This window comes from Streptococcus sp. ZY171113, assembly GCF_057748235.1.
Map to the genome: position 1 here is coordinate 1,756,859 of NZ_CM173243.1, position 12,074 is coordinate 1,768,932.

A 12,074-nucleotide genomic window follows, 5' to 3' on the forward strand; every position below is an offset into this window, starting at 1 on the left:
TAAACCAACCGACCCCAGTCTCAACAGGCTGGGGTCTTGCGAAAGGATAAACAAGATGACAGGACAAGTAAGTCTAAAACCATTAACAGAACAAGAACTCGTCCAGATTTGGCAGACGGGTTTTCGAGAGGAAAAACCTGCTTGGAAGGAGTGGAACGCTCCCTACTTTGATGACTACCAGCCCTACAGCAGTTTTGACCATTTCAAACAGTCCGCTGAATACCGCTCCTTGACCTCTGAACAAAATAGGGGAATCTTCTTAGACGGTCAAGTGATTGGGGTTATTTCCCGTTACTGGGAATGCGAGGCAACTCGGTGGCTAGAAATTGGCTTGGTCATCTACGATCCCCGTTATTGGAGCGGAGGCCATGGAACAACAGCCCTAAAACAATGGGTAACAGATACCTTTGAGGCTTTTCCACACATTGAGCGAGTTGGTCTAACAAGCTGGAGCGGCAATCTTCGCATGATGCGGGCTGCTGAAAAGCTCGGTTTTACCAAAGAAGCAACCATTCGCAAGGTTCGCTACTGGCAAGGACATTACTACGATTCAGTCAAGTACGGAATCCTGAGAGAAGAGTGGGAAGAGCTACTGGGCCAGAAATCATAAACTCCCCCTTGACATCCCCCTCAACTATGCTAAAATTTAGTTAACCTTTTAATTTTTAAGGTTAACTATTTTTGTTTCGAGGTATTATATGTCCAACCAAACCACACGTTCCCTGGTCCAGACGGCCTTTGGGGCCACCCTGATTGCGGTCCTAGCCACCATCAGCCTGCCGACTCAACCCGTTCCCTTCTCCCTCCTGACCCTGGCCATCGGCCTGGTGGCCACCCTCCTGGCGCCCCGGCAGGCGGTCCTGGCCGGCCTCATCTACCTCCTTCTGGGAGCTATCGGTTTGCCGGTTTTTGCCAATGGCGGAGCAGGATTCCAGGTTCTCTTCTCCCCAACAGCTGGCTACCTCTGGGGCATTCCGCTCTACCTTGGGGCAACGTCCCTGCTGACCAAGCCTGATTCAAGTCTGGTGACCATCTTCCTAGCTAACCTGGTCGGTGACAGTCTCCTCTTTGTCGCTGGCTGGCTGGGACTCCAGTTTCTGGCTGGCATGACCCCACAAGCTGCCTTTACAGCTGGTGTCCTGCCCTTTATCTTTTTTGACTTGATTAAAGTAATCATCATCACAGCACTTGCTAAACCTGTCCTCAAGGCCATCAATCACCTGCCAAGATAGCAGCGTCTCAACATCAAAAAAAGGCGACTAGAACCCTTGTTTTCTAGTCGTCTTTTTCAACTTACCGCATGGTGACAAATTCTTCTGCCCCTGTCGGGTGGATGGCAACAGTGTTATCAAAGTCAGCCTTGGTAGCACCCATTTTGACTGCGACAGCAAAGCCTTGAATCATCTCGTCCACCCCGTAGCCGATGCCGTGGAGGCCGACAATTTTCTCTTGTTCACCCGCCACAACCAGCTTCATCTTGCTGAGCTGGCGGTTGTCAGCCAGGGCCGTGTACATGGCGGTGAAGGTTGAGGTGTAAACCTTGACCTGGTCCTCACCGTAAGTTTTCTTGGCCTCTTCTTCAGTCAGGCCGACTGTCCCGATGGCTGGGTGGCTGAAGACCACGGTTGGGACAGTGGTGTAATCCATGAGGAAATCGGTCTTCCCATTGAAGAGCCGTTCTGACAGGCGACGGCCTGCGGCCACGGCAACTGGGGTCAGCTCGACCTTACCATTGACATCACCCAAAGCATAGATGCCTGGCACAGAGGTTTCTTCCCGGTCATTGGTGGCAACGTAACCACGCTCATTCAGTTCAACACCTGTGGCTTCGAGATTGAAACCTGAGACATTTGGCTTGCGACCGATGGCCCAGATCAGGGCATCAACTGTTTGGCTCTGCCCATTTTCCAAAAGAAGTGTCAGGCTACCGTCAGGGTTTTTGACCACCTCTTTAGGCGTGGCGTAAGTATGGAGGGTAGGACCATTCTTGGCCATCTCCTCGACCAGGGCCTCAACAATGTAGCTGTCAAAGGTCCGCAGGGGGGCGTGCTGGCGAACAAAGAGGTGGGTCTCCGATCCCAGAGCGTGGAGAACGCCCGCCACCTCAACAGCGATGTAACCCGCACCGACCACGGCCACTCGCTTAGGCAGCTCATCCAGGGCAAAGAAACCATCCGAAGTGATGCCGTGCTCCGCCCCAGGCAGGTCAGGAACCACCGCATGGCCGCCGGTAGCAATCAGGATGTGGGGTGCCGTGTAGGTCTCTCCACCCGCCTCAACCGTGTGGGCGTCCACAAAACGGGCATAGTGATTGACCAGCTCAACCCCATTATTGGCAAAGCCTCGACCGTAAGCTCCATGAATACGATCGATGTAGGCCTGGCGGTTGGCCTTGAGGGTGGTGAAATCAAAGTGGTTGGTGGTCACGTCAAAACCGTAATCCGCCGCATAGTGGTTGAGAACCTCGGCCACCTGAGCCCCGTACCACATGACTTTCTTGGGCACACAGCCCAAGTTGACGCAGGTGCCACCAATGGCCGCCCCCTCAAAAACTACCACCTTGGCCCCGTACATGGCCGCTCGATTGGCTGACGCGATGCCCCCGCTCCCCGCTCCAATCACGATGTAGTCATACTGTTTGGTCATTGTTTTCTCCTTTTCTCTTTTGGGAAATAGCAGAGCTGGGACAGCTCCTTTCCCCTGATTATAATTCAACTCTACCATAAAAAAATGTAGCAGACAATTTTCTGCTACGGTATTACTCGCTACTTGAAGAGTTGATTTTGGTCCAGCGGCAATTCTTCCAATCCCGTCGCCGTCACCCCCAGCAATCGAATGCCTGATGTGTTCTCGTCAAATTCATCAAAAATCTCATAGGCCACCTTTTCAATCAAGTCAAAATCCCTGGTCGCCTCCTCCAGGGTCCGCCGCTTGGTCAGGGTAGTAAAGTCGGCATAGCGGACCTTGACCACGATGGTCTTACCCTGCTTGCCGTGGCGGTTCAGGAGATCCGCCACCCGACGAGCATTTTTGGTCAGCTCGAGCTTGATGTCCGCATCGTCATAAAGGAGCTTGGCGTAGGTCCGCTCGCTGCCCATAGACTTGCGAACCCGATCGGGTTTAACAGGACTGTTGGAAATCCCTCTGGCCTTGCGATAGAGGTCATAGCCGAAACGGCCGAATTGGTCAATCAAGGTCAATTCTGGCACGGCCTGCAAGTCTGCCCCAGTAAAAATCCCCATCTGGTGGAGGCGTTCCACCGACTTTTTCCCAACTCCATGGAATTTCTCGATGGGCAACTTGGCCAAAAAGGCTTCTGCCTCTTCTGGCAAAATCAGGGTCAGGCCTGCTGGCTTCTGGAAGTCGCTGGCCAGCTTGGCCAAGAACTTGTTGTAGGACACTCCAGCTGAGCAAGTCAGGCCCAACTCCCGCCAGACATCATGCTGGATCAGCTTGGCAATCTTAACCGCCGAGGTCAGCGCCAGCTTATTTTCCGTCACATCCAAATAAGCCTCATCAATGGACATGGGCTCAATCAGGTCGGTGTAGCGGGCAAAAATGGCCCGCACCTGCTGACCCACCGCCTGGTACTTGGCGTAGTCCACGGGCAGGAAAATCCCTTGAGGACAGCGGTCATAGGCCTCTTTTGAGGACATGGCAGAGCGGACACCGTATTTCCGAGCCTCGTAGTTGCAGGTCGAGACCACACCACGGCCACCCGTCAGGCGAGGGTCACTGCCGATGATGACCGGTTTCCCCCGCAGGCGGGGATTGTCACGCTCCTCCACCGCAGCAAAAAAGGCATCCATGTCTATATGGATGATTTTACGACTGGTGTCCTTAATCAGAGGAAAAATCAGCATGGCAGTCCTTTCAAGAGCTTTCTTACTATTATACGCTTTTATTAACATTTTTCAAATTGTCTAAACCTCGAATGTAAATAAAATTAAAATTTTTTTAAAAAACAATTGACATCTAAGGCTTTATATTTTAAAATGTAAATGCAAATCTAACTAAGTTTTGTTTAGGCTTACCAAAGGAGGTGTTGAACATGACAAATTTTGATAAAGTTATCATTATCATTGTGATTAAAGATTAATCACCAGATTAGTTGCTGTTTACTTCTCAAAGGATCAGCCAAACAAGACCACTTAAAACTTGTTTGTTTTTTTTCATCATGTTCAAGGAGAAACAATTATGAAACTTTTAAAGTATAAAGGAGTTCCCTTAGCGACTGGCGCAACCATTCTGAAATCATTGCTTGATGTTGCCACCTCCTACTCCCTCTCGCTGCTGGTTGTCACAGACAGCAAACAACTGCTCACAAATGCCCTCTTGGTGCTCTCACTCTACCTGGCCCACAGCATCTCCCTCTATTTTTCCCTCTTTCTATCTGCCAAGGCTCGTGCTAACTTAACCCGAACCCTAGCCCAAGAGCTTGATTACCATTTTTCACAAATCAGTTTTAAAAGCTACCACCAAAAAAATTACGGCGAACACCAATCTCTCTACATTAACGATATTCCAAAGGTTATCGATCTAACCCTGACTCGGTTTTTATCACAGATTGAAAAACTGACAACTGCTCTCTTTACCTTCATTTCTCTCATCAGTATTCACTACAGTATGGGGTTTCTAGCTCTTCTAGCTTTTCTAGTCATGTCCCAAATTCCCAAACTCTTTAACAAACAGTTGAGCCATTACATCACTGGCATGCAAACCAGTAAGGCAACCTATACCAGCCAGATCCGTGAGCTCTTGCAAGGTTTCACAACCTTTTTTGAACACCAAAGTTTCCCGCTATTTTTCAAAAAATCAGCTCAAGCAACCAAGGCCTACACTGACTATAGCCTAAAAACAGAAGGTTTCACAGCCATGATGAGTGCCGTCCTCACCTTTGTCAATGCACTCGTTACAGCCCTAGCCTTGGTTATCCTAGCCTATCTAGCTGTCTTGGGTCAGGTGAAGCCTGGTAGCCTCTTAGCTGTCAGCAGCTTAATCCCAAGTTTTGGCAGTTCGGTGATGACTTTTTTATCTGAACGTCAATTCTATCAATCAGGCTTAGACCTCTTTGAAAGCAATTTTTCATTTGCCAAGGGATGGATTCAACCACAAGAGTTAGCACAATTAACTAGCGAACAGCACCCAAAACTAACAGAACCGATTCAAACACTAGCCACCACCAATCTTCACCTCGCGTTCGAGCCTCCTCTCCTCTTCCCAAACCTCACCTTTGAAAAGGGACATAAGTATGCTATAATGGGGGAAAGTGGCTCTGGGAAATCAACCCTCTTAAAGGTTCTTATCGGTGAAATCGAGGATTACCAAGGACAAGTCCTAATCAATGAGAAACCGAAACCAGCCTCCGCAAACTTGTTCAATCAGGTCGCTTACGTTAACCAAGAAACCTTCCTGTTCAATGACAGCATCAGAAACAATATTGATTTAGCTGGTCAACTCAATGACCTAGCCATTCAGAACCTCCTAGACCAGGTTGGCTTAAGTCAATTTTCACCTGCAACAATAATTGAAGAAAATGGTAAAAATTTGTCGGGCGGTCAACGCCAACGTTTGGCTCTGGCACGTGCTTTAGCCAGGAAAAAGGAATTCTTGGTTTTGGATGAAGCGACAGCCAACCTAGACGCTCAAACCAGCACCTTGATTGAAGACCTTGTCTTAAACCTTAATCAAACAGTTATCATGATTACTCACCAGTTAAGTCAAAAAACTTCTGACGCAATTGATGACTTAATAACGCTACACTAACAATTGGAATGACTACTAATGACGGACAGAGAACAATTACTAGATTTTATCCTGGCACTCAACTTGGTGAAAGAACCTCTTTCAGCCTACCCTGAGTACGAGACCTTGACAAGTTTGGTCTCTAAAGACTATCTTGATCAACTGAAACACTTCCAACAAGCCCTTACTGCTCTGGAAGACTGGCCCTTTTTTATCAATGCTGACTACAATATTCCCTTGGCTTATCTATCAGCACAAACTACTCTTCAATCCATCCAACAGTTCATTGATGGTCTTGCCAGTCTCTCTTCTCAGGAATTTCAACACCTGGTTAGCCAGACTGCTTTTGATGGCATCATTGAAGACCTCTCTTTTGAACACATCAATCAATCAAACCTCAGCAAACTCAATAAATGGCATGTGTCCAGTCTAATCTTCAATTCTGAGCAAGAACAAAGCAAGCTCATCGAGTTGTTAAGGCACTCCTGGCAACTCTATGAGGAACATCTCAAAACTTGCCTGTCGCTCCTAGAGCACTCACAACTCACTTGGCCCACACAGCTAGATGTTTATAACAAGGTCTGTCAAGCCTACATTTCTCAGGAGCAATTTAACCAATGCCAAGAGAGATTGTTACTCCCATCACTGGGGCATAAGTTTTTTTATCTTCAAACGCCTATAGCCAATGTTATGGGAATTGGCCCATTTACAGTAACCTATTTTGAACACTTGGGTAGACAAACCCATTATGGCCAGGAGGTCAGAGAACAGGTCTTAAAAACCCTAGCTGATCCAACACGTTTTGGCATTCTTAACTTTATCAACGACGGTATTTGGTCTAACAAAGTTATCGCCCAGCGGTTCGGTATTTCCTCAGCCGCAGTCAGTTATCAGCTTAAGCATTTGGTTGAACATGAGATTGTTTTATACGACCCCAACTTGCGAACCTATTCACTCAACAAAATAAAGCTCAGCCATGTCCTAGAAGATATCAAAAAGGAACTAAACTTGGAAACCATCAACAGCTAGCACTGAACCATCAAGTCTGGAACACTTGATGGTCTTTTTTCTGCAAACCTAACATTTTTATAGAACAGTTTAACCACCTCCTTAATCTGTATTATTAAAGAACTTATTCACAAGTCCTATTTTTAGTGGACGACACCGCTTACCTTGTGATACAATAAACGTGTCAATATAACACAAAAGGAGACCTATAATGGCAAAAGTAACAACCAACACTGATGTTTTTGAAAAAGCCTGGGAAGGCTTTAAGGGGACTGACTGGCGTGAAAAAGCAAGCGTGACCCGCTTTGTTCGTGCCAACTATACCCCTTACGATGGCGATGAGACCTTCTTAGCTGGGGCAACAGACCGCTCCCTCAAGATTAAGAAAATCATCGAGGAAACCAAGGCTGGCTATGAAGCCACTCGTTTCCCTATGGACATTGATCGCGCAACTTCAATTGCTGACATCCCAGCTGGTTTCATCGACAAGGACAACGAGCTGATTTTCGGTATCCAAAACGATGAGCTCTTCAAGCTCAACTTCATGCCACGCGGTGGTATCCGTATGGCTGAAACAACCCTGATTGAAAACGGCTATACACCTGACCCAATCCTGCACGAGATTTATACCAAGCATGCCACAACTGTAAACGATGGTATCTTCCGTGCCTACACCGCTGACATCCGTCGTGCCCGCCACTCTCACCACGTGTCTGGTCTGCCAGATGCCTACTCTCGTGGCCGTATCATCGGTATGTACGCTCGCTTAGCCCTTTACGGTGCTGACTACCTCATGCAGGAAAAAGTCAACGACTGGAACGCCATCACTGAGATTGACGAAGAAACTACCCGCCTCCGTGAAGAAATCAACCTCCAATACCAAGCCCTGCAACAGGTTGTCAAATTGGGTGACAGCTACGGTCTTGACGTTCGTCGTCCAGCCTACGACACCAAGGAAGCTATCCAGTGGACTAACATCGCCTTCATGGCTGTCTGCCGTGTCATCAACGGTGCTGCAACCTCTCTGGGTCGTGTGCCAATCGTGCTTGACATCTATGCCGAGCGTGACCTGGCTCGTGGTACCTACACCGAGTCTGAAATCCAAGAGTTCGTTGATGACTTCGTTCTCAAGCTCCGTACCGTTAAATTTGCTCGGACTAAAGCCTTTGACGAAATCTACTCAGGTGACCCAACCTTCTTGACCGTGTCTATGGCTGGTATGGGTAACGATGGCCGCCACCGTGTGACCAAGATGGACTACCGCTTCTTGAACACCCTGGACAACATCGGCAACTCACCAGAACCAAACTTGACTGTTCTGTGGACAGACCAACTCCCTTATGCCTTCCGTCGCTACTGTATGGCCATGAGCCACAAACACTCATCTATCCAGTATGAGGGTGTAACAACCATGGCTAAAGACGGCTACGGTGAAATGTCATGTATCTCTTGCTGCGTGTCACCACTTGACCCAGAAAGCGAAGAAAAACGCCACAACATCCAGTACTTCGGTGCTCGTGTTAACGTCTTGAAAGCCCTCTTGTCATCTTGGAACAACGGTTACGACGATGTTCACAAAGACTACAAGGTCTTCGATGTGGTTGAGCCTAACAACTCAGAAATCTTCGAGTACGATGAAGTTATCGCTAACTTTGAAAAAGCCCTTGACTGGTTGACAGACACTTACGTGGATGCCATGAACATCATCCACTACATGACAGACAAGTACAACTACGAAGCCGTTCAAATGGCCTTCTTGCCAACTCACTTGCGTGCCAACATGGGCTTCGGTATCTGTGGCTTTGCTAACACCGTTGACTCCCTCTCAGCCATCAAGTACGCTCAGGTGAAACCAATCCGCGATGAGACTGGCTTTATCTACGACTACGAAGTGTCTGGTGACTTCCCACGCTACGGTGAAGACGATGACCGTGTAGATGACATCGCTAAATGGTTGATGGAAGCCTTCTACACTCGCCTGGCTCGCCACAAACTCTACAAGAATGCGGAAGCTGCGGTGTCAATCTTGACCATCACCTCAAACGTTGCCTACTCTAAACAAACAGGTAACTCACCAGTTCACCGTGGGGTCTTCCTCAACGAAGACGGTTCTGTCAACACCTCTAAGGTAGAATTCTTCCCACCAGGTGCTAACCCAACCTCTAAATCACGTGGTGGTTGGTTGCAAAACCTCAACTCCCTCAAGAAACTTGACTTCTCACACGCCAACGACGGTATCTCATTGACCACTCAAGTGTCACCTAAGGCCCTTGGTAAGACCTTCGATGAGCAAGTTGGCAACCTGGTAACCATCCTTGACGGTTACTTCGAAGAAGGCGGTCAGCACGTTAACCTCAACGTTATGGACCTGCAAGATGTTTACGACAGCATCATGAAGGGTGAAGACGTTATCGTTCGTATCTCAGGCTACTGTGTCAACACCAAGTACCTGACCAAGGAGCAAAAAACTGAGCTCACCCAACGCGTCTTCCACGAAGTCCTTTCTATGGACGACCATGCCAAAGAAGTTTCAGGCGTTTAATCCCTGACAAGCAAAAAATCTCAGCTCTAGCTGGGATTTTTTGTGTTTTTGGGGGAAAATAGCAGAGCAGGGCACTTGTTTTTCCCTTGTTTACGAATAACCTATTAGGAGGACAGATAGATGAAAAAATCACTACTACTCTTGTTCAGTTTACTCGGCCTAGCCTTTTGCTTCAGCTCTGCCATGGCCCAAAGCCTTGACACACCCAACCCCCAGCTCATTCAAGAGGTCAGTCTAGACACTGTCAAGGTAAAAATTCGTGCCAAAGAGACCTTCTACCTCTTTGTCGGACGTGATGACAATGTGCATGCCCAACTAGCACTCGCTCAACTAACTCAAGCCAGTCAAGACAAACAGGTGACCATTTATTACCTCAACCTCAAGGGCATCAATAGCAGATCCTACAAGGCGTTTTCCAAAAAGTACACCATCCGCTCCCATGCCTACCTGGCTAAATTCAGCCAGCGGCAGCAAGTGGCTGTCTACCACAACGATTGGACTGCTGGAGAAGAGGACTTAACTAGCTTTTTAACCCCATAACACAAGACAAAAATCACCAAAAGTAAACTCCCCAGTAAGCCAGCCAACTGGGGAGTTTGTTGTTTCACGACTTAGGCTCTCGTCCCTTGAAAAAGATAACCAACTCAAGAATAGGAAAAATGACTGGCAATGCCAGCAGAAGGACGGCCGCAAGACCCCTCACCCAAATTAGTACATCAAGTAAGAAGGCACCTTGAGTTAAACCTAGACCAACACCAATATACGTTGAACCAACTATCACAGCTAGGCTTCCTCCGACACTCCCCCAAGCCAGTCTCACCATCGCCCGACACCAAGGAGCAAGCAGATGTTCTTTAGGCAGGCGTTCCTGACGATGATGGAGGTAAATCAGGTAAAGCAAGGACAAGGGAAAAAAGGAAACAATGCTAAGGAAAAATGGTATTAACCCACTCGGTGTTTCTGACAATTGCCACAGATAGATAACTAAGAGCAGGGACATGCCTGGCAAAACAGATAACACCAGCCCTTTCTTGGTTACTGTCGTCTTTTTCATTCTAAAATCTCCTTTATCACATCATACAATTCCTGCCGCTTGGCAATCCAAAGTGGGCGGTCATCGTAGGCATAGGTCCGATTGGTCAGGAAAATCACGGCCTGCTGGGACTGGCGGTTAACCATGATAAAGGGGCCTGTGTAGCCTGTATGGTCAATCCAGTCGCCCTCCAAGTTCCAACCCAGAGAACGTGGCTTATCAGCTCTGCTATGGTTCACAAACAAATCCATACCAAAGTCCGCCGTCAAGTAATGCTGGCAGAAGCGCTTCAAATCCTCTACTGTCGAAAAGAGGCCAGCCGACCCCGCTCGCACGCCCAGGGTCTTGGCCTTGGGGTCGTGAACCAGGCCATCGGAGACGCCCTTGACCGTCGGCACAGCCCCAGGCCGTGGCCCAAAACTGGTCTGGTCCATGCCCAAGGGGCCAAAAACCCGCTCCTCAAAGATGCGGTCAAGAGGCTGCTCCAAGAGGGTTTCCAGCAAAAAGCCCAAGAGCAGAAAGTTAATATCGGTGTAGAGAAAAGCCTTGTTCTCGGTCACCTTGATGCGGTTGATGGCCGCAACCAGCTCCTCAGCCGAGAGCTGGTCCCGATTGGGGATAAAGGGATCAATCCCTGTCGCATGGGTCAAGAGCTGGCGGATGGTCACGGTCGGCTCCTCAAAAGCTGGGTAGTAGGCCTGCAAGGGCTGGTCTAGCTCCAATCTCCCTTCAGCCAGCAACTGGATGACCACGGTCGCCACGCCCACCACCTTGGAGACACTAGCCAGATCATAGACCAGGCCTGGCACGGTTGGTTGCCCCTCTGCCGTCTCCCCCAGATACCAGTCCTGCCATTTTCCTTGGTTGAAAATAGCCAAGCTGGCACCGAGATAGAGTTGGTCAGCCAGTTGGGACTGGATTTTCTGGAGGATCTTGTCCATCAGGCCATAAACCACAGTTCTAACTGATTAGGCAGGGTAACAATCAGCAAGGTTTCTTTTTTGTTGAGGAAAATTTCTGCTCCTAACTGGCTAAACTGGCTGGCAAGAGCCGCCAGGTTCACATCAGCTGCCACAAGGCATTCGATGCTCTCCAGGTCCCAGGTTTCATGAGCTGGAACTGCCAAATCTTCTCCCTGGCTGGCAATTAGACCAACCGACAAGGGAAGGTCAGCAAAAAACGGGGTCAGCTGGTCTGGCTCAGTCACATGAAGGTCAAGCTTGGTCAGGGTCAACTGAGACAGACCTGCAAAATCAGGGCTAGCTGGCAAGTCTGGGTAGTCACAAGCTACCAGGCTGGTCATATCTTGTTCTCCGTGCAACAGGAGCACATGCCCCTCTGGTGACAGGGCTGAAAACGCATAGCCCTGTTCCCCACGGTAAACCTGCTGAACAGAGACCTTGCGGGCTAAGAGCTCTGCTATTTCACCAGAATCAGCTCGAAAGGCCAAGCAAGCGAGCTTCTGAGAGCCACGGACCGCACGGGTGCGAACGGAGGGCGACTCCTCCAAAACCAGGCTGGGCGTCTCCTGACGGTGACCACCGAGAAAACTCAGGGCGTTTTCTTCATGGAAGAGTTTAAAGCCCAAGGTTTGCGTGTAAAAATCAATGTTCTGTTGGCGGTTGTTGACCCGCAAATAGGGGGTCATGAGCCGAATTTTATTGCTTATTGTCATAATCTTATTTTAGACTAAATGTGCAATTTTGACAACTGTTTAGACACGGAAGCTGACTTGCGGTATAATAG

Annotated in this window: 11 protein-coding genes; 6 read left to right on the forward strand and 5 right to left on the reverse strand. The window is 48.7% G+C overall.

The annotated features are described in order from the left end of the window. The first annotated feature begins 55 nt into the window (after positions 1 to 55). Positions 56 to 610 carry a GNAT family N-acetyltransferase gene (locus AC3ARB_RS08330; protein WP_488320106.1) on the forward strand — a complete coding sequence of 185 codons (555 nt, stop codon included), beginning with the start codon at positions 56 to 58 and terminating at the stop codon, positions 608 to 610. Between the two features lie 88 nt (positions 611 to 698). Beyond that, positions 699 to 1,232 carry a biotin transporter BioY gene (locus tag AC3ARB_RS08335; protein ID WP_488320107.1) on the forward strand — a complete coding sequence of 178 codons (534 nt, stop codon included), beginning with the start codon at positions 699 to 701 and terminating at the stop codon, positions 1,230 to 1,232. A 61-nt stretch (positions 1,233 to 1,293) separates the two neighbouring features. Here AC3ARB_RS08335 and gorA read toward each other — a convergent pair whose 3' ends face one another. Both gorA and dinB read right to left on the reverse strand, forming a co-directional pair. Beyond that, positions 1,294 to 2,646, reverse strand: coding sequence for a glutathione-disulfide reductase (gorA, locus tag AC3ARB_RS08340; RefSeq protein WP_488320108.1), 1,353 nt, complete (start codon positions 2,644 to 2,646; stop codon positions 1,294 to 1,296). A gap of 119 nt (positions 2,647 to 2,765) precedes the next feature. After that, positions 2,766 to 3,863: a DNA polymerase IV gene (dinB, locus tag AC3ARB_RS08345; protein ID WP_488320109.1), complete on the reverse strand. Its 1,098-nt coding sequence runs from the start codon at positions 3,861 to 3,863 to the stop codon at positions 2,766 to 2,768. 334 nt (positions 3,864 to 4,197) lie between these two features. On the opposite strand from dinB, the gene AC3ARB_RS08350 reads away from it, so the two are divergent. The 4 genes from AC3ARB_RS08350 to AC3ARB_RS08365 all read left to right on the forward strand — a co-directional run bounded on the left by AC3ARB_RS08350 (position 4,198) and on the right by AC3ARB_RS08365 (position 9,835). Further along, on the forward strand, positions 4,198 to 5,766 hold the full coding sequence (locus AC3ARB_RS08350; protein ID WP_488320110.1) for an ATP-binding cassette domain-containing protein: 1,569 nt from the start codon (positions 4,198 to 4,200) through the stop codon (positions 5,764 to 5,766). A gap of 18 nt (positions 5,767 to 5,784) precedes the next feature. Beyond that, positions 5,785 to 6,774, forward strand: a complete 990-nt coding sequence (locus tag AC3ARB_RS08355) for an ArsR/SmtB family transcription factor (protein ID WP_488320111.1) — start codon at positions 5,785 to 5,787, stop codon at positions 6,772 to 6,774. A gap of 190 nt (positions 6,775 to 6,964) precedes the next feature. After that, the gene (gene pflB, locus AC3ARB_RS08360; protein ID WP_488320112.1) at positions 6,965 to 9,295 is read left to right on the forward strand and encodes a formate C-acetyltransferase; all 2,331 of its coding nucleotides are present in this window, start codon (positions 6,965 to 6,967) and stop codon (positions 9,293 to 9,295) included. 120 nt (positions 9,296 to 9,415) lie between these two features. Then, positions 9,416 to 9,835 (forward strand): DUF6568 family protein, encoded by a 420-nt coding sequence (locus AC3ARB_RS08365; protein WP_488320113.1) that lies wholly within the window; start codon positions 9,416 to 9,418, stop codon positions 9,833 to 9,835. Between the two features lie 64 nt (positions 9,836 to 9,899). On the opposite strand, the gene AC3ARB_RS08370 is transcribed toward AC3ARB_RS08365, so the two are convergent. Genes AC3ARB_RS08370 through AC3ARB_RS08380 form a run of 3 tightly spaced genes read right to left on the reverse strand, consistent with a single transcriptional unit; the run spans position 9,900 to position 12,003 of the window. Beyond that, the gene (locus AC3ARB_RS08370; RefSeq protein ID WP_488320114.1) at positions 9,900 to 10,349 is read right to left on the reverse strand and encodes a hypothetical protein; all 450 of its coding nucleotides are present in this window, start codon (positions 10,347 to 10,349) and stop codon (positions 9,900 to 9,902) included. Beyond that, positions 10,346 to 11,269 (reverse strand): serine hydrolase domain-containing protein, encoded by a 924-nt coding sequence (locus AC3ARB_RS08375; RefSeq protein ID WP_488320115.1) that lies wholly within the window; start codon positions 11,267 to 11,269, stop codon positions 10,346 to 10,348. The genes AC3ARB_RS08370 and AC3ARB_RS08375 overlap by 4 nt, the downstream gene beginning before the upstream one ends. Continuing rightward, positions 11,269 to 12,003 (reverse strand): CppA N-terminal domain-containing protein, encoded by a 735-nt coding sequence (locus tag AC3ARB_RS08380; RefSeq protein ID WP_488320116.1) that lies wholly within the window; start codon positions 12,001 to 12,003, stop codon positions 11,269 to 11,271. Before AC3ARB_RS08380 ends, AC3ARB_RS08375 begins: the two co-directional genes overlap by 1 nt. Between the last annotated feature and the right edge of the window lie 71 nt (positions 12,004 to 12,074).